The sequence below is a fragment of the Paracoccus sediminis genome (genome assembly GCF_900188295.1).
Lineage (GTDB): Bacteria > Pseudomonadota > Alphaproteobacteria > Rhodobacterales > Rhodobacteraceae > Paracoccus > Paracoccus sediminis.
Genome location: NZ_FZNM01000002.1, coordinates 367,044 through 385,398, shown reverse-complemented (window position 1 = coordinate 385,398; position 18,355 = coordinate 367,044). Strand labels below are relative to the sequence as shown.

Below are 18,355 nucleotides of genomic sequence, written 5' to 3'. Positions count from 1 at the left end.
AAAATTCATGCCCGATCAGACCGATCATCGCATTTTGCGCCATCTTCTGGCCGACCCCGAGGCGCCGAATGCCGTCCTGGCCCAGCGCGCGGGCGTGGCCCCGGCCAGCCTGTGGCGCCGTCTGGAAAAGATGCGCGCGACAGGGGTGATCGCGGCCATCCAGACGCGCATCGACTGGCGCGCCCTGGGATACGAGGTGCAGGTCAGCCTGCGCTTTACCCTGGACAAGACCAGCCCGCGCGCCTTCGACGAATTCATCGCCGCCGCCCGGCAGGTGCCCGAGGTGACGGAAATCCAGACCTTTCTGGGCAGCGTGGATCTGCGCCTGTCGGTCATCGCGCGCGACATGGCGCATTGGCAGGGGATCTATCGCGACCGGATCCTGACCCTGCCGCATGTGTCCGACAGCGACGCGCTGATGCTGGTCAGCACCATCAAGGACAGCGGGGAACTGGCGCTGTGAGTGATCTGGACGCGACCGACCTGGCGATCCTGCGAATCCTGGCCGGCGATGCCACCCAGAGCGCCGCCGATGTGGGCCGCGCCATCGGCATCGGCCAGTCCGCGGTCTGGCGCCGCATCCGGCGGCTGGCCGACAGCGGCATTCTGGCCGGGCGGCGGGTGATCGTGGACAACGCCGCGCTTGGCTTTGGCGTGACGGTCTTTCTGGGCATCCGCCTGGCCGCCAAGGGCCGCACCAGCCTGGAGGACTTCGAGCGCGCCGTCACCGCCATCCCCGAGGTGCAGACCGTCCAGCATGTCCTGGGCCAGTTCGATTACCGCCTGCGCATCACCGCGCGCGACATCAGCGATTTCGAACGCATCCTGCGCCGCCGCATCATGACCCTGCCCGGCGTGGGCCAGGTCGAGGCGAACGTGATGCTGTCCGAGGAACGCAGGCCGGGGCCGCTGGGCCAGCCGGCCGACGGGTGAAACCTTTCCGGATCGGAACGGTTGGGACACTGCCCCCGCCGAAAGGACCGCCCGATGAGTTATCCGCGATTTCTTGGCACCATCGCCGTTTCCACGGTCGTGATGTTCGTGATGATGTATCTGAATACCTACACGCTCGACCATGTCTGGTTCAGCCAGACCCGTGCCTGGATGGCATTGACCATGGGTGGCGGCATGGCGATCGTGATGCTCTTGGCGATGTGGTCGATGTTTCCCGATCCCGGCAAGTCCGGCGCAATCCTGGTGATCGCGGCCGCAGCCTTTGCCGTGGGCCTGTTCATGGTGCGCAGCCAGGCGACGGTGGGCGACGTATCCTGGATGAAGGCCATGATCCCGCATCATTCCATCGCTATCCTGACCAGTTCGCGCGCCGACATCGACGACCCCCGCGTCCGCGCCCTGGCAGACCAGATCATCGAAACGCAGCGGCGCGAGATTGCCGAGATGGAGGCCCTCATCGCGGATCTGGAAGGCGGCGCCCGCGGCACCGGGGCCGACAGCCAATGACGGGGATTTGGCTGGTCGGGTGATCCGCCGCAGGATAAGAACGGCTCATGCAGAAGATCACCCTTCCCGAACGACCGAACTGGCGCGACACCGCGAAAGACGTGGGCTTTACCTTCGCCGACATGCATGGCGAACCCTATTGGGACGAAAGCTCGGCCTATCGGTTCACGCTGCGCCAGATCGAGGACGACATCGAGGATCCCTCGACCGACCTGCACGCCATGTGCCGCGATGCCGTGGCCGAGATCGTCGGCAGCGAAGGGATGATGGACCGGCTGGGCATTCCGGCCCCCCATCGCGACCTGATCGCCGACAGCTGGCGGCGCAATGAGCCGGAAATCTATGGCCGCCTGGATCTGGCCTATGACGGCACAGGTCCGGCCAAGCTGCTGGAATACAACGCCGACACGCCGACCTCGCTGTATGAGAGCGCCTCGTTTCAGTGGCAATGGCTTGAGGATCAGATGGCGGCGGGCGCGCTGTCGGGCGGGGCCGATCAGTTCAACGGCATCCACGAGGCGCTTGTCGAACGCTTTCGGGCGCTGTTCGACCCTAATACCGACATCCACTTCACCGCCGTGGCCGACAACCCCGAGGATTACGCCACCGTCGAGGCGATGGCCTGGGCCGCGCGCGAGGCCGGGATGGGCGCCCATTACAGCGACCTCGACAAGCTGGGCGTGACCAAGCAAGGCCAGTTCGTCGATGCCGAGGACCGGGTGATCGGCACGCTGTTCAAGCTCTATCCGTGGGAGGATCTGCTGCGCGACGATTTCGCGCGCCACATCAAGGGGTCGGGCTGCCTGTTTCTGGAACCCGCGTGGAAGGCGTTGGTGTCCAACAAGGGTATCCTGCCCGTGCTGTGGCAGATGTTTCCGGGCCATCCGAACCTGCTGCCCGCCTTCTTCGCCGACGACGTGGCCGACGCGCTTGTGGCGGGCGGCAGGCCCGTGCCCGCCGTGGCCGAGGCCTTCGGCAAGGTGGCAGACCAGTTCCGGCGCGCCCATGTGGTCAAGCCGATCTTTTCGCGCGAAGGCGCGGGCGTCAGCATCGTCGAGGGCGGCGACGTCACCGAAGCCTCGGCGAATACGGATTACGACCAGCATCCGCGCATCGTCCAGGCCTATGCGCCGCTGCCCGATTTCGACGGCTTCAAACCCATTGTCGGCGCCTGGATCGTGGGCGACCGATGCGTGGGCATGGGGATACGAGAGGATCGGGCGCGTATCACGCAGGATCTGTCGCGCTTCAAGCCGCATTTCATCGCGGAGCAGGGGGAAATGCCATGAGGAAACGTTCCAGAACCGTTGCGCTGACCATTCTGGGTGCCGCCAGCTTTGCCATCGCCGGCTGCCGCGATGAACAGGTGGACGCCCAGGCCTTTCCCGACCTGAATGCCTGTCTTGCGGCCGCCGGGGAAGGCGGGCTGTTTACCCAGGACGAATGCCGCCAGTCCTTTGCCGAGGCCGAACAGCTGCATGTCGAATCCGCGCCCCGCTACGACAGCCTGCAAGTCTGCGAGGAACAGCACGGCGTCGGCAACTGCGGATCCGAGGCGCAGCAGACCGGCGGCGGCATGGGCGGCATCTTCATGCCGCTGCTGGCGGGATATCTGATCGGGTCGATGCTGGGGGGCGGCGGATTGTCGCGGTCCCAGCCGATGTATCGCACGCCTTCCGGCGGCTATACCAACGCGGCCCGGACCAGCACGTTTTCCAGCAATACCGGACGCGCGGCGCTGAACAGCAGCCAATTCGCGCGGCCCGCACAGACGATGGGCCAGGCGCCCATGACCCGCGCCACGGCGTCCTCGCGCGGGGGGTTCGGTTCGTCGGCAGGCAGCAGGGCGGTCAGCGGTTGACAGCGGCGTCCGGGCGAGGAACCTTTCAGGGACCGGGGCGTCTTGCCTTGGCCCCTTTTCGTTGCAGGAGTTTATCGATGCCCCGTTTCGCCCCGTTTGCCGCCGTCCTGATGCTGGCGGCGACGCCTCTGGCCGCGCAGGATATCGTGGTGTCCTCGAAAATCGACACCGAGGGCGGATTGCTGGGCAACATGATCCTGCTGGCGCTGCGGGATGCCGGGCTGCCGGTGCGGGATCGGCTGCAACTGGGCGGCACACCGATCATGCGCGACGCCATCATCGCGGGCCAGATCGACGTCTATCCCGAATACACCGCCAACGGCGCCTTCTTCTTCAACGAAGGCGACAGCGACGTGTGGAAGGACGCGGCCCAGGGCTATGCCCGCGTGGCCGAACTGGACAAGGCGCAGAACGATATCGTCTGGCTGACCCCAGCGCCCGCCAACAACACCTGGGCCATCGCCCTGCGTCAGGACCTGGCCGAGGAAAACGGCCTGACCACCATGTCCCAGATGGGCGAGTGGATCGCGGGAGGCGGTCCGGTCAAGCTTGCAGCCTCCAGCGAATTCGTGACCTCGCCCGCTGCCCTGCCTGCGTTCCAGGACACCTATGGCTTTGCACTGACACCCGACCAGCTGGTCCAGCTTGCGGGCGGCGACACGGCCGCGACCATCGCGGCGGCGGCGCAGCAGACTTCGGGGGTCAACGCTGCCATGGTCTATGGCACCGACGGCGCGATCGCCGAGGCCGGGTTGCTGGTGATGGAGGATGACAAGGCCGTCCAGCCCGTCTATCAGCCCGCCCCCATCGTCCGGGCCAAGGTGCTTGAGGCGCATCCGCAGATCGCCGAGGTGCTCGAGCCGATCTTTGCCACCTTGACGCTGCAAACCCTGCAAACGCTGAATGGGCGCATCCAGGTCGGGGGCGAACCCGCGGCGGCCGTGGCCCAGGATTACCTGACCCAAGCGGGCTTTCTGGACTGACGCGCTGTGGCGCGGCTGTCCCGTCCCGCGATCCTGTTCGCGCTGATCGGGCTGGCCGGCCTGGCGCTGCCCCTGGTGCAGTTCAAGGCAAACCGCATCGTTCCCGGCAATGAGGTCGGTTTCGCGGGGCTGCCCTGGGGTCTTCCGATCCTGGTCATCCTGGGCATCGTCCTGATCGCCGGGCCTTTGCCCGGTTGGCCCGCCACGCTGCGTCTCATCGCGGCGGTAGGCGGCTTGGCCTGCGCCGCGCTGTCGTTGGGCGCCGCGGCAAGACATCTGGTGCCGGACGGAAACACCCTGGCGCGGGTTTCGCCCGGATCGGGCTTCTGGATGCTGCTTCTCGCATTCGGGCTGATTATGGCCGATGCCGTGACCCGGCTGCGGCCAAGGCTGTCGATGCGGTGGCTGATGCTGGTGGGAACCCTGGTGCTGGTCGCGGCGCTGCTGGGATCGGGCGCATTGGACGGCGTGTCGGTGATGCGGGAATACGATGCGCGCCGCGACCTGTTCCTGCGCGAAGCGCAAGCCCACCTGACGCTGGCCTTCGGGTCGCTGGGACTGGCGCTGCTGGCGGGAATCCCGCTGGGGATCGCGATCTTTCAGGCGCCGCGCTGGCGCGGCCCGGTGCTGGGGGCGCTGAACATCCTGCAAACCATTCCGTCGCTGGCACTGTTCGGGATCATGATCCCGATCTTCGGATGGATCGCGGCCACCCTGCCCGCCGCCGCGCAATGGGGCGTGTCGGGCATCGGCGCCTTTCCGGCGCTTGTGGCCCTGTTCCTGTATTCGCTGCTGCCGGTCGTGTCGAACACGCTGGCCGGCCTGACCGGCGTTCCCGCGGCCACCCGCGAGGCCGCCGCAGGTCTGGGCATGACCCGTGCGCAGGTTCTGGCGCAGGTGCTGATCCCGCTGGCGTTGCCGGTGCTGCTGGCGGCGGTCAGGATCGTGCTAGTCCAGAACATCGGCCTGGCGGTCATCGCCGGGCTGATCGGCGGGGGCGGGTTCGGCACCTTCGTCTTTCAGGGATTGAACCAGACCGCCATGGATCTGGTCCTGCTGGGGACGCTGCCGACCATCGCCCTGGCCCTGGTCGCGGGCATCGCGCTGGATCTGCTGGTCCAGGCAAGCAAAAGGACCGCGTCGTGATCGAAATCCAGAACCTGTCGCGCCTTTATGGCGGTGTCGCGGTCGTCGATGATGTCAACCTGACGGTCGGAACGGGCGAGCTGGCGGTGCTGGTCGGCACGTCGGGGTCGGGGAAGACGACGCTTTTGCGGATGATTAACCGGCTGGTCGAACCTTCGGCGGGCCGGGTGCTGATCGAGGGGGTGGATAGCGCGACCCTGCCCGCCCATCTTCTGCGGCGCCGGATCGGTTACGCCATCCAGGGGCACGGCCTGTTTCCGCACCGGACGGTGGCCCGGAACATCGCCACGGTGCCGCGCCTTCTGGGCTGGTCCCGCGCGCGGATCGACGCGCGCGTGGACGAACTGCTGGTCCTGTTCCAACTGGATCCCGCGCAGTTCCGCGACCGGATGCCGCATCAGTTGTCGGGTGGGCAGGCGCAAAGGGTGGGCGTGGCCCGCGCCCTGGCGGCCAAACCCGACCTGCTGCTGATGGACGAACCCTTTGGCGCCCTGGATCCGGTGATCCGGGCCAAGGCGCAGGCGGATCTGAAGGACATCCAGCGCCGCCTGGGCACGACGCTGATCCTCGTGACCCATGACATGGCCGAGGCCGTATCGCTGGGCGACCGTATCGCGGTGATGGACGCGGGCCGCTTGCTGCAATACGACACGCCCGCCCGGATCCTGACCAAGCCCGCGACGCCCTTTGTGCACGACCTGATCGGCACGGCGGACCGCGCATTGCGCCTGCTGTCGCTGACCCCGGTAGAAGCGGTTGCGATCCGGGGCACCGCCCCCGGCCCCGCGATTTCCCCCGATGCCAGCCTGCGCGACGCCCTGGCCGAATGCCTGTGGAGCGGGCGCGACGCCCTGCCGGTCCAAGGCGGAGGCCTGGTGACGCTGGATGTCCTGCGGGCGCAGGCCCGTCCCCGATGACGGGACGGATCCTGCTGGGGCTGGCGTTGCTGTTCCTTCTGGCCTTTCTGGCCGCGCCCGAGGTTTTCGCGCCGCTGTTCCAGCCGCTGACGCGCAACGATGCGCCCGCGATCTATACCCAGACCAGCCTTCTGTCCCTGACGCTGTCCCATCTGGCCATCGTGGCGGCGGCCGTGGCGGCCTCGACGGTCGCGGGGCTGGTGCTGGCCGTGCTTGTGACGCGCCCGGCGGGGCGCGAATTCCTGCCGCTGGCGCGCACGGTCACAGCCGTGGGCCAGACCTTTCCACCCGTCGCGGTGCTGGCCCTGGCCGTGCCGCTGATGGGTTTCGGGACCGGACCGACGCTGGTGGCGCTGTTTCTTTACGGTCTGCTGCCCGTGTTCGAAAACGCCCTGGCGGGACTGACTTCCCAGCCGCCCCATGTGGCCGAAGCCGCGCGCGGCATGGGCCTGACCCCCGCGCAGCGGCTGTGGCAGGTGGATCTGCCGCTGGCCCTGCCCCTGGTGCTGGCGGGGATGCGGCTGACGGCGGTGATCTCTCTGGGGACGGCGACCATTGGATCGACCGTCGCGGCCCGCACCCTGGGCGAGGTCATCATCGCGGGCCTTCTGTCATCCAACACCGCTTTCGTGCTGCAAGGCGGGCTGGTGGTCGGCATTCTGGCGGTGCTGATCCATCACGGATTCCAGGCAGCCGAGGCGCGTGTCCGCCGCCGCACCGGACAGGGCTAGATCCCGCCCCCCTGGCCGCGTCAGATGGCGACGGGCAGCACATGCCAGATGTCGGCCATATAGCCCCGGATCGTCCGGTCCGACGAAAAGAACCCCGACCGCGCGATGTTCAGGCACGCCATCCGGTCCCATCGGGCACTGTCGCGATAAACGGCATCCACCCTGCGCTGCGTGTCAAAATAATCGTCGAAATCGCTGGCCACCAGAAAAGGATCGTCGTTCCAGGTGCGGTCCAGCAGCGAGTAATAGCTGTCAGCCTGGCCAAAGCGGCCTTCGGCGATCAGTTGCAGCGCGGCTTTCAGATTTTCGCTTTTCTGGATCGCACGGCGGGCATGGCCCGGGGTGGCGGCCTCGGCCGCGGCCTCGGCCGCCGTCAGGCCGAACAGGAAAAAGTTCTCCGGTCCCACCAGGTCGCGGATTTCCACGTTCGCGCCGTCCAGCGTGCCGATGGTCAGGGCGCCGTTCATCGTGAACTTCATGTTGCCGGTGCCCGAGGCCTCTTTTCCCGCCGTGCTGATCTGTTCGGACAGGTCGGCCGCGGGGATCAGATCCTCGGCCATGGACACGTTGTAGTTCGGCGGATACGCGATTTGCAGGTATTTCGACGTCACGGGGTCGCTGTTGATGGCCGCCGCCACGTCGTTGATGAGGTGGATCACCGATTTCGCCAGCCAGTATGCGGGCGCGGCCTTGCCGCCGAAGATCTTGATGCGCGGCGTCCAGTCGCCGTTCGGGTCGTCGTGGATGCGCTGCCACAGGGCGATGGCTTCCAGGATGTTCAGAAGCTGGCGCTTGTATTCGTGAATGCGCTTGACCTGAACGTCAAAGATCGCATCGGGATCGGCCTTGACCCCAAGCCCGGCCAGCAGGCCGTCCGACAGCCAGACCTTGTTGGCACGCTTGATCCCGCCCAAGGCCTGACGAAAGGCGGCGTCCCCGGCATGGGGTTCCAGATCGCGCAGCCGGTCCAGGTCGGTGGTCCATCCCTCGCCGATGGTGTCGTCCAGCAGTTGCGCCAGGCCGGGATTGGACATGCGCAGCCAGCGGCGCGGGGTGACGCCGTTGGTCTGGTTCACGATCCGGTCGGGATGCAGCCGGTGCAGGTCGGCAAACACCGTGTCCTTGACCAGTTCGGTGTGCAGCGCGGACACGCCGTTGACCTTGCCGGCCATGATGAAGGCCAGTTCGCCCATCTGCACCTGGTCGTGCTGGATGATCGAGACATGCCCCGCCCGGCCGCTGCTGGCGCGGTGGTCGTCGTCGATCATCTGGATGATCTGCATGTGGCGCGGCAGCACGCCGCCCATCAGCCAGGTGGACCAGCGTTCCAGTGCCTCGGGCATGAGGGTGTGGTTGGTATAGTTCAGCGTGCCCCGTGCCAGATCGCGGGCCTGGTCGAAGGGCAGGCCGTGGTCGTCCATCAGCAAGCGGATCAGTTCCGGCCCGGCGATGGCCGGGTGGGTGTCGTTCAGCTGGATCGCCACCTTGTCGGGCAGCCGCTTCAGGTCGCCATGCTCTGACAGAAAGCGCCGCAGGATGTCCTGCAACGAGGCCGAGGTCAGGAAATATTCCTGCTTCAAGCGCAGTTCCTTGCCCGATCCCGTGGTGTCGTCGGGATACAGGACGCGCGACAGGGTGCGGGCCAAGGCCTCGGGTTCGGCGGCGGCCGTGTGGTCGCCCGCGTTGAAGCGGTGCAGATCCAGCAGCGTGGTCGGATGCGCCCCCCACAGGCGCAGCGTGTTGGCCCAGTGTCCGCCCCAGCCGATCACCGGCGTGTCATAGGCCCGCGCGATCACGCTTTCGCCCGGACGCCAGACGGCGCGGCCGTCCACCGTTTCCACATGCCCCTTGAACCCCACGGTATAGCTGTAGTCGATCTTGACGAATTCCCACGGATGGGGCTGGTTCAGCCAGTCCTCGGGCGTCTCGACCTGCTGGCCGCCTTCGAACCGCTGGCGGAACAGCCCGTGTTCATAACGGATCCCATAGCCGAAGGCCGGGCAGTTCAGCGATGACAGCGATTCCATGAAACAGGCCGCCAACCGTCCCAGGCCGCCATTGCCCAAGGCCGCGTCGGGTTCGTCGTCCAGGATTTCCTGGCGGTCCAGGCCCAGCATCCGCAACGCCTCGTCCATGGGCTTTTCCAGCCGCAGGTTGATGATGGCGTCGTCCAGGATGCGGCCGATCAGGAATTCCATCGACAGGTAATAGACCCGCTTGGCCCCCTGGTCGCGCGCGGCGCGAAAGGCATTGACCCAGGTTCCCGCCATCAGATCGCGCACGGTATAGCTGACCGCAAGCCGCCAGTCGAAGGGCGTCGCGAATTCCGCCCCGCGGCCCTGGCTGTGGGTCAGGTGGTGCAGGATCTGATCGCGCAGGGCCAGGGCCGTGGGGGTGTTTCTCAAGATCGGACCTCTTGCAAAAGGGAATCGGCAATCATGACAGAACGCCGCCGGACAGCCATTCTACCGGTCAGGCGTTTAATTTTTGTTGCCAGCTTTCCAGGCCATTGAAAAGTCCCGGCCTGATCCGGCTGGCCCGCGTTCGGCGACTGCCCGATTCGTCGGCGGGCGGTCAGGTATCGGCCGGCAGGCCGCACAGGACAAAGGCCACCACGCTTTCCGCGGCGATCCGTTCGGCCTTGCCCGCCCTTTGATCGGGAACGGTATCGCCGGCGCTGTCCAGGCGTCGGCGCCAATGGCCGCCCTGCGTGGGGTCGGGCAGGCGCACGGTCGCATCGGGACCGTTGTTGAACACCAGAAAGATCGCGCCCGGCAAAGCGGCATAGGAGGGCGTGCCGGACGCCATGCGCATTTCGGCGGCCAGCAGGCGCAATTCGGGATCAACCCAGTCCTCGGGCGTCATCGGCGCCCCGTCGGCGCGGCGCCAGAACAGGTCGGGCAGCCCATCCTGTTCGCGCGGCTGGCTGTGCAGGAACCGGCGCTGGCGCAGGATCGGATGCGCCTTGCGGAACGCGACCGCCTGGCGGCAGAACTCCAGAAAGGCCGGATCGGCCCCGTCCCAATCGACCCAGCCCAGGGGATTGTCCTGGCAATAGGCGTTGTTGTTGCCCCCCTGCGAATTGCCCAGCTCGTCGCCCGCCAGCATCATGGGCGTGCCCTGGCTCAGCAGCAGGGTCGCCATCAGGTTGCGGCGGCGGCGGTCGCGGCGGTCGCGGATCGCGGGATCATCGGTCGGGCCTTCGACGCCCATGTTGTCGGACAGGTTGTGGTTGTGGCCGTCACGGTTTTCCTCGCCGTTGGCCTCGTTGTGCTTTTGCTGGAAGCTGACGGTGTCCATCAGCGTGAAGCCGTCATGGGCCGCGATGAAGTTGACCGACGACGTGGCCGCGCGCCCGTCGTGGTCGAACCGCGCCGCCGATCCGGCGATGCGCTTGGCCAGGGTGGCAACCGTCCCCCCCTCGCCCCGCCAGAAGCCGCGAACCCGGTCGCGGAACTTGTCGTTCCATTCGCAGAACGGCGCGGGGTATGCGCCCAGCTGATAGCCGCCCGGCCCGATGTCCCACGGCTCGGCGATCAGCTTGACGCGGTTCAGGACCGGATCCTGGCGGATCGCGCGGAACAGCGGCGCATCGCGGTCGAACATCCCCCGCGTGCGTCCCAGCGCCGAACACAGGTCGAAGCGGAAGCCGTCCACATGCATCGCCTCGACCCAATAGCGCAGGCTGTCCATCACCAGCCGCAGCGCAAAGGGGCTGTCCAGATTCAGGACGTTGCCGGTGCCGGCGTCGTTGACATAGAACCGCCGGTCGTCCGCCAGCCGGTAATAGGCGGCGTTGTCGATGCCGCGGAACGACAGGGTGGGGCCAAGCTCGTTCCCCTCGGCCGTGTGGTTGTAGACCACGTCCAGGATCACCTCGATACCGGCCTGATGGAACCGAGCCACCATCTGCTGGAATTCGGCGATGTCGCCGTCGCGCATGTAGCGCGGTTCGGGCGCGAAAAAGCCATAGGACATGTAGCCCCAGTAATTCGTCATCCCCCGGTCGGTCAGAAACCGGTCGTCGGCAAAGGCCTGGGCCGGCAGCAGTTCGACCGCCGTGACGCCCAGGCCGTTCAGGTGGTCCAGGATCGGATCGGACGCCATGGCCAGCCAGGTGCCGGGGTGCCGCACGTCCGGGTGCAGCATGGTCAGGCCTTTGACATGCGCCTCGTAGATGACGGTTTCCGTCAGGGGGCGGCGCAGGGGGCGGTCGTCGCCCCAGCTGAAGGCCGGATCCACCACCACGCAGCGCGGCATGTGCGCGGCGCTGTCGCGGCGGTCAAAGGACAGGTCGCCATCGTGATGGCCCGCGCGGTATCCGAACAGCGCGTCATGGTTGCGCGGTCCGCCGGTCAGGCGTTTCGCATAAGGGTCGATTAGCAGCTTGTTGGGGTTGAAGCGGTGCCCGTCGCGTGGACGATAGGGGCCGTGGACCCGGTATCCATACTGCTGTCCCGGCGCCAGCCCGGCGATGTAGCCGTGCCAGATGTGCCCGTCGCGTTCCGGCAGGGGAATCCGGGTTTCGCGGTGCTTGCCGTCGAACAGGCACAGCACCACCTGATCGGCGTGTTGGGAAAAGATCGCGAAGTTCACCCCGCCCCCGTCGAACGAGGCGCCAAGCGGGAAGGGATGCCCCGCCGTGATCGTGTGGTTCATGGTTCCGCCGTCAGCCTTGCATAAAGCGCGGCATAGGCCCGCGCCGACTGGTCCCAGCCCACGGGCTGGGCCATCGCGTTCGCCACCAGCCGGGACCACGTTTCCCGGTCCCTGTAAAGCAGGCACAGCCGGACCAGCGCGCCGCGCAGCGCATCCGCCGTCACCGGAGAGAATTGCAGGCCGGTGGCCACGCCCTGCGCCAGCGCCGCGGGGGATGCGTTGATGACCGTGTCGGCCAGCCCGCCGGTCAGCCCGACCACGGGGATCGTGCCGTATCGCAGCCCGTACATCTGCGTGAGGCCGCAGGGTTCGAACCGAGACGGCACCAAGATCGCATCGCCCCCGGCAATCAGCCGGTGGGACAATCCCTCGTCATAGCCGATGCGGACGGCGACATGCGGATTCTGTTCGCCCAAGGTGCGGAACGCGTATTCCAGCGTCGGATCGCCCGAACCCAGCAGGGCTAGTCGTCCGCCGTGATCCAGCAATGCGGGCAACGCCTCCAGCACCAGATCCAGTCCCTTCTGATGCGTCATCCGCGACACGATCACGCACAGCGGACCGTCCGCGTCGGGCAGGCCCATCTCGGCCCGCAGGGCGGCGGTGTTGGCGGCCTTGCCATCAAGGTCGCGATAGGGCCGGACCGCCGGATCGGCGGCGGGGTTCCAGGCATCTGTATCGATGCCGTTCAGAATGCCGGTCAGCGATTCGCGGCGATGCCGCATCACCCCGTCCAGGCCCATGCCGAATTCGGGGGTCATCAGTTCCTCGGCATAGGTGGGCGACACGGTGGTCAGCGCATCGGCGCCCATCAGCCCCGCCTTCAGCGCGGAAATGCCGCCCCAGTATTCATAGCCATCGACCGTGAAACGCCCCGGATCCAGGCGCAGGGAATGCATCCGCCAGGCCGCGGTCGCGCCCGTAAAGGCGATGTTGTGGACCGTCAGCACCGTGGCCGGGCCGCCGCCCATCTGGCGCAGGTATTCGGTGACGAACCCCGCCTGCCAGTCGTGGCCATGCAGCACCTGCGGCTGCCAGCCGCCCGCGCCGTGGACGCCCACATGCGCGCCGACCCAGGACAGGGCGGCAAAGCGTTCGGGGTTGTCCGGCCAGTCGCGCCCGTCCGGTCCCAGATAGGGATTGCCCGCCCGCCCGAACAGATGCGGCGCGTCGATCACCAGCAGATCCAGCCCCGCCGCCTGCCCCGCCAGCAGCCGCGCCGGGCTGCCGAACAGGTCGTCAAAGCGCCCAATCTCGGCCCCGTCCCGCAAGGCCGACATCACTGCGGGATAGCCGGGCAGCAGGGTGCGCATGTCCACCCCTTCGGGGCGCAGCGCGGCGGGCAGCGCGCCGGCCACGTCGGCCAGCCCGCCGGTCTTGACCAGCGGCGCGCATTCCGAGGCGACCGACAGAACCCGGATCACAGGCTTTCCGCCCGCCTGTCCAGCATGTCCTGGGTAATCAGGGTGATGCCCCCGTCGCTGACGCGGAACCACCGCCCGTCTTCGGCCGGATCCTCGCCCACGACCAGGCCTTCGGGAATGACCACCCCGCGGTCGATGACCACCCGCGTCAGCCGCGCGCGCCGCTGCACGGTGACATAGGGCAGCGCCACCACATGATCCAGCGACGCGAAGCTGTTGGTGTGGACCTGCGTGAACAGCAGCGAATTGCGCACCTCGGTCCCCGAGATGATGCAGCCGCCCGACACCATCGACGACACGGCGATGCCGCGCCGGTCGGCCTCGTCATGGATGAATTTCGCGGGCGGCACGCTTTCGGAATAGGTCCAGATCGGCCAGTCGCGGTCCCACAGGTTCAGTTCGGGCGTGAAATTCGTCAGGTCGATATTGGCCTGCCAGAAGGCGTCGACGGTCCCCACGTCCTTCCAATAGGCGGGGGCGCCGGGCGCGCGTACGCAGGACACGTCGAAGCGATGCGCCATGGCCTTGCCGTTCTTCACGATGTCGGGGATCAGGTCGTTGCCGAAATCGTGGCTGGAATTTGGATCTTCCGCATCCTTTTGCAAAAGGTCGCGCAGGAACGGCCAGTTGAACACATAGATCCCCATGGACGCCAGCGCGCTGTCGGGATCGTCGGGCATTCCCGGCGGATCGGCGGGTTTTTCCAGAAACGAGGTGATGCGCCCCGCGTCGTCCACCGCCATCACGCCGAAGGCCACGGCCTCCATCCGCGGGACGGTCAGGCAGCCGATGGTCACGTCGGCCTGGTTTTCGCAATGTTCGCGCAGCATCACCTCGTAATCCATCTTGTAGATGTGATCGCCCGCCAGGATGATGATGTAATCGACGTCATAGCTGTCCACGATGTCGATGTTCTGGGCCACCGCGTCGGCCGTGCCGCGATACCACATGGATTCGTCGTACCGCTGGCTGGCAGGCAGGATGTCCATGAATTCGTTGCGTTCGGCGCGAAAGAAGTTCCAGCCCCGCTGCACGTGGCGGATCAGGCTGTGGGCCTTGTATTGCGTGGCGATGGCGATCTTGCGAATGCCGGAATTCATCGCGTTCGACAGCGCGAAGTCGATGATGCGGGCCTTGCCGCCGAAATAGACGGCCGGTTTCACCCGGCGGTCGGTCAGTTCCCTCAGACGGCTGCCCCGTCCGCCGGCCAGCACAAAGGCCATCGCGCGCCGCGTCAATCTGATTTCGGCCATGGTCAAACATCCTCCCCCTTATCACTGTCGCCTGCGACGAAGATCACCACCGACAGGGGCGGCAGCACGATCGCCATGGATGCGGGCTGGCCGTCCTGCGCGGTCCCATCGGCCTGCACACCCCCCAGGTTGCCCATGCCGCTGCCGCCATAAAGCGGGGCGTCCGTATTGATCGCCTCGCGCCAATGGCCCGCCCGCGGCACGCCGATGCGGAAATCCGGGCGCGGCACGGGCGTGAAGTTGCAGGCCACCACGACCGGCGGATCCCCCGCATCGCCCCGGCGGATCCAGACATAGGTCGATTGCGCCGGATCGGTGGCGACCCACTGGAACCCCTCCGGCTCGGCATCCTTGCGGTGCAGCGCGGGGGTCGCGCGGTAAAGCCGGTTCAGGTCGCGCACCAGCGCCTGCACGCCTTGATGCCGAGGCTGGGCGGCGGCGGGCCAGTTCAACTCGCCGTTGTGGTTCCATTCCTCGGGCTGGCCCCATTCGCAGCCCATGAACAGCAGCTTCTTGCCCGGATGGCCCCACATGAAGCCGTAATAGGCGCGCAGGTTCGCGAACTGCTGCCATTCGTCGCCGGGCATCTTGCGCAGCATCGACCCCTTGCCGTGCACGACCTCGTCGTGGCTGATCGGCAGGATGAAATTTTCCGAAAACGCGTACATCAGCCCGAAGGTCATCAGGTCGTGGTGATAGCGCCGGTGCACCGGATCGCGGCTCATGTAGCGCAGCGTGTCGTTCATCCAGCCCATGTTCCACTTGAACCCGAACCCCAGGCCCCCCGCATCGACCGGGGCCGACACCTTGGGAAACGACGTGCTTTCCTCGGCCACGGTCATGATGCCGGGGGATCCCGCATAGGCGGCGACGTTCATGTCCTTCAGGAAATCGATGGCCTCCAGATTCTCCCGCCCGCCATGCCTGTTGGGGATCCACTGGCCTTCGCTTCGCGAATAATCGCGGTACAACATGGACGCCACGGCATCCACGCGCAGCCCGTCGATATGGTATTCCTCAAGCCAGTACAGGGCATTGGCAATCAGATAGTTGCGGACCTCGGTCCGGCCATAGTTGTAGATCAGGGTGTTCCAGTCCTGATGGAACCCCTCGCGCGGGTCGGCATGTTCATACAGCGCGGTGCCGTCGAACCGGGCCAGACCATGCGCATCGGTCGGGAAATGGCCGGGCACCCAGTCCAGCAGGATGCCCAGGCCCGCCTCGTGCGCGGCCTCGACCAGATCGCGGAATTCGTGCGGGGGGCCAAAGCGGATGGTCGGCGCATACATCCCGACCGGCTGGTATCCCCAGGATCCGTCGAACGGAAACTCGCTGACCGGCAGCAGTTCCAGATGCGTGAAGCCCATGTCCACCGCATAGGCCACCAGATCGCGCGCCAGTTCCTTGTAGGACAGCGGCCGCCCGCCCTGATCCAGCCGGCGGCGCCAGGATCCCAGATGCACCTCGTAGATGCTGATCGGCGCCCGGCGGTCCTGCGCGTCCGCGCGGCCCGCCATCCAGTCGCCGTCCTTCCAGCCGAAACCGGAAATATCGCGCACCACGCTGGCCTTTTCGGGGGGATGCTGGCTGCCGAAGCCCACCGGATCGGCCTTCATCAGCAGCCCGTCGTCGGCCCCCAGGATCTCGTATTTGTAAAGCGTCCCTTCGGCCACGCCCGGCAGGAAAATCTCCCACACGTCGCTGCCGCCGATGCGGCGCATCGGGTGGCGCCGCCCGTCCCAGGAATTGAACGGACCCACCACCGACACCCGCCGGGCATTGGGCGCCCAAACCGCGAAATGCGTTCCCGCCACGCCTTCGTGGGTCATGACATGGGCGCCAAGCGCCTGCCACAGCCGGCGGTGCGTGCCTTCGCCCAGCAGGTGCAGATCGACCTCGCCCAGAACGGGACCAAAGCGGTAAGGATCATCGAATACCCATTCGACCCCGCCCCCGGACCGCGCCTTCAACCGATAAGGCCCGTCGACCCTGCCCCGGAACAGGTCGCCCGACACCCGGTCCAGCAGCACATCGCCATTCCCGGTCACGGCGGATAAGGCGGCCACGTCGGGGTGATAAACGGTCAGCCAGCCGTCGTGCGGACCCAGCAGATCGAACGGACGGCCGCAGCGCCCCCCCGACAGGGCGGCGATGTCGTCGTTCGTCAACTGTGCGATCCCCGGCATCTGTCCCATGAACCCACCTTAACCCGTCCGCAAATCGGGGCAATCGGTGTTCTAACGCCGAAACCGCCTTTCCGGTGCCACGCCGGTGGTGTTTGATCGCAGCGATGGCCAAAACTTCACAGGAGAGCCGAATGACCGAATGGTGGCGCGACGCGGTGATCTATCAGATCTATCCCCGCAGCTTTCAGGACAGCGATGGCGACGGCATCGGCGACCTGCCCGGCATCACCCGGCGGCTGGACCATGTGGCGTCGCTGGGGGTGGATGCGATCTGGCTGTCGCCGATCTTCACCTCGCCGCAAAAGGACATGGGTTATGATGTCAGCGATTACTGCGACATCGACCCGCTGTTCGGCACCCTGGCCGATTTCGACGCGCTTGTCGCCCGCGCCCATGATCTGGGGCTGAAGGTCATCATCGACCAGGTCATCAGCCATTCCAGCGACCTGCACCCCTGGTTCGCGGAAAGCCGCAGGAATCGCGACAACGACCGCGCCGACTGGTATGTCTGGGCCGACCCGAACCCGGACGGCACGCCGCCCAACAATTGGCCCTCGGTCTTTGGCGGCCCGGCATGGGAGTGGGAGCCGCAGCGGCGCCAGTATTACCTGCACAATTTCCTGATCGAACAGCCCGACCTGAACCTGTGGAACCGCGACGTTCAGGACGCGCTGCTGGATTCGATGCGCTTCTGGCTGGAACGCGGCGTGGACGGATTCCGGTTGGACACCGTGAACTATTACTTCCACGACACGCGGCTGCGCAGCAACCCGCCCAATCCCGACCACACGGGACCGGACACCTATGGTTATCAGCGCCACATCTATTCCAAGAACCGGCCCGAAAACATCGCCTTCCTGAAACGGATGCGGCGCCTGACCGACGAATACGACGCCCGCATGATGGTGGGCGAGGTGGGCGATGGCGGCGACACCTCGATCCGCATCATGGCGGAATACACGGCGGGCAGCGACCGGCTGCACATGTGCTACAGCTTCGAGATGCTGAGCGCGGACTTCACCGCTCGCCATTTCCGCCACACCATCGAAGGGGTCCACAACGGCGCACCCGACGGCCATGCCTGCTGGTCGTTTTCCAACCACGACGTGTTCCGCCACGTCACCCGCTGGATGCCCCATGCGGAATCGCCCGAATCCATCGCCCGGCAGGCGGTCGCCATGCTGCTGTCCTTTCCCGGCACCATCTGCCTGTATCAGGGCGAGGAGCTGGGCCAGACCGAAACCGAACTGGAGTATTCCGAACTGACCGATCCTCCGGCCCTGCGCTTCTGGCCCGAGGTCAAGGGCCGCGACGGGTGCCGCACGCCGATGGTCTGGGACGACAGCGCCAATGCGGGATTTTCCGACGCAAGGCCCTGGCTGCCGGTCAAGGCGCCGCAGGCCGCGCGGGCCGTGGCGGGCCAGCAGGCCGACAACGACAGCGTTCTGTCGGCCTATCGCGCCACCATTGCGTTCCGCAAGGCGCAGGCGGCCCTGCGCTGGGGCGAGACCTCGTTCATCGATCTGCCCGAACCGATCCTAGCCTTCCATCGCCGCCTGGAAGAGGAGGCGACGACCTGCGTCTTCAACCTGTCCACGGTTCCTGCGACCCTGACCCTCTCGGAGAGTACGGATCTGGTCGGCCCGTCACGGGCAACGCTGTCGGGCAAGGTGCTGGACCTGCCGGCCAACGGCTTCGCGTGGCTGAAGGGCGCGGTCGGCCTGTCCGCCTGAC

At 66.6% G+C, this 18,355-nt stretch carries 15 protein-coding genes; 10 read left to right on the top strand and 5 right to left on the bottom strand.

What is annotated here, in order from left to right; genetic code table 11:
- The first annotated feature begins 7 nt into the window (after nucleotides 1-7).
- From CHB77_RS04925 to CHB77_RS04885, 9 genes are all read left to right on the top strand, one after another.
- Nucleotides 8-463, top strand: a complete 456-nt coding sequence (locus tag CHB77_RS04925) for an Lrp/AsnC family transcriptional regulator (RefSeq protein WP_089387053.1) — start codon at nucleotides 8-10, stop codon at nucleotides 461-463.
- A complete protein-coding gene (locus CHB77_RS04920) occupies nucleotides 460-933 on the top strand; it encodes an Lrp/AsnC family transcriptional regulator (RefSeq protein ID WP_089387052.1) in 474 nt (157 codons plus the stop codon). The genes CHB77_RS04925 and CHB77_RS04920 overlap by 4 nt, the downstream gene beginning before the upstream one ends.
- Nucleotides 934-987: 54 nt before the next feature.
- Nucleotides 988-1,461, top strand: coding sequence for a DUF305 domain-containing protein (locus tag CHB77_RS04915; RefSeq protein ID WP_089387051.1), 474 nt, complete (start codon nucleotides 988-990; stop codon nucleotides 1,459-1,461).
- Nucleotides 1,462-1,508: 47 nt separating this feature from the next.
- The gene (locus CHB77_RS04910; RefSeq protein WP_089387050.1) at nucleotides 1,509-2,750 is read left to right on the top strand and encodes a glutathionylspermidine synthase family protein; all 1,242 of its coding nucleotides are present in this window, start codon (nucleotides 1,509-1,511) and stop codon (nucleotides 2,748-2,750) included.
- Nucleotides 2,747-3,322 carry a DUF1190 domain-containing protein gene (locus CHB77_RS04905; protein WP_089387049.1) on the top strand — a complete coding sequence of 192 codons (576 nt, stop codon included), beginning with the start codon at nucleotides 2,747-2,749 and terminating at the stop codon, nucleotides 3,320-3,322. Before CHB77_RS04910 ends, CHB77_RS04905 begins: the two co-directional genes overlap by 4 nt.
- A 77-nt stretch (nucleotides 3,323-3,399) precedes the next feature.
- Nucleotides 3,400-4,305: a glycine betaine ABC transporter substrate-binding protein OsmF gene (gene osmF / locus CHB77_RS04900; RefSeq protein WP_089387048.1), complete on the top strand. Its 906-nt coding sequence runs from the start codon at nucleotides 3,400-3,402 to the stop codon at nucleotides 4,303-4,305.
- 6 nt (nucleotides 4,306-4,311) lie between these two features.
- The gene (locus CHB77_RS04895; protein WP_089387047.1) at nucleotides 4,312-5,451 is read left to right on the top strand and encodes an ABC transporter permease; all 1,140 of its coding nucleotides are present in this window, start codon (nucleotides 4,312-4,314) and stop codon (nucleotides 5,449-5,451) included.
- A complete protein-coding gene (locus CHB77_RS04890) occupies nucleotides 5,448-6,368 on the top strand; it encodes an ABC transporter ATP-binding protein (protein WP_089387046.1) in 921 nt (306 codons plus the stop codon). The genes CHB77_RS04895 and CHB77_RS04890 overlap by 4 nt, the downstream gene beginning before the upstream one ends.
- Nucleotides 6,365-7,099 (top strand): ABC transporter permease, encoded by a 735-nt coding sequence (locus CHB77_RS04885; protein WP_089387045.1) that lies wholly within the window; start codon nucleotides 6,365-6,367, stop codon nucleotides 7,097-7,099. The genes CHB77_RS04890 and CHB77_RS04885 overlap by 4 nt, the downstream gene beginning before the upstream one ends.
- Before the next feature lie 20 nt (nucleotides 7,100-7,119).
- Here CHB77_RS04885 and CHB77_RS04880 read toward each other — a convergent pair whose 3' ends face one another.
- The 5 genes from CHB77_RS04880 to glgB all read right to left on the bottom strand — a co-directional run bounded on the left by CHB77_RS04880 (nucleotide 7,120) and on the right by glgB (nucleotide 16,630).
- On the bottom strand, nucleotides 7,120-9,504 hold the full coding sequence (locus CHB77_RS04880; RefSeq protein WP_089387044.1) for a glycogen/starch/alpha-glucan phosphorylase: 2,385 nt from the start codon (nucleotides 9,502-9,504) through the stop codon (nucleotides 7,120-7,122).
- A 169-nt stretch (nucleotides 9,505-9,673) separates the two neighbouring features.
- Nucleotides 9,674-11,758 carry a glycogen debranching protein GlgX gene (gene glgX, locus CHB77_RS04875; RefSeq protein ID WP_089387043.1) on the bottom strand — a complete coding sequence of 695 codons (2,085 nt, stop codon included), beginning with the start codon at nucleotides 11,756-11,758 and terminating at the stop codon, nucleotides 9,674-9,676.
- Complete coding sequence (gene glgA, locus CHB77_RS04870; protein ID WP_089387042.1) at nucleotides 11,755-13,182, bottom strand: glycogen synthase GlgA; 1,428 nt, start codon at nucleotides 13,180-13,182, stop codon at nucleotides 11,755-11,757. The genes glgX and glgA overlap by 4 nt, the downstream gene beginning before the upstream one ends.
- Nucleotides 13,179-14,435 (bottom strand): glucose-1-phosphate adenylyltransferase, encoded by a 1,257-nt coding sequence (glgC, locus tag CHB77_RS04865; protein ID WP_089387041.1) that lies wholly within the window; start codon nucleotides 14,433-14,435, stop codon nucleotides 13,179-13,181. Before glgC ends, glgA begins: the two co-directional genes overlap by 4 nt.
- Before the next feature lie 2 nt (nucleotides 14,436-14,437).
- The gene (gene glgB / locus CHB77_RS04860) at nucleotides 14,438-16,630 is read right to left on the bottom strand and encodes a 1,4-alpha-glucan branching protein GlgB (RefSeq protein ID WP_089387040.1); all 2,193 of its coding nucleotides are present in this window, start codon (nucleotides 16,628-16,630) and stop codon (nucleotides 14,438-14,440) included.
- Nucleotides 16,631-16,752: 122 nt separating this feature from the next.
- On the opposite strand from glgB, the gene CHB77_RS04855 reads away from it, so the two are divergent.
- Entirely contained in the window at nucleotides 16,753-18,354 is a 1,602-nt protein-coding gene (locus CHB77_RS04855; protein WP_089387039.1) for an alpha-glucosidase, read from the top strand.
- Nucleotide 18,355: the final 1 nt, after the last annotated feature.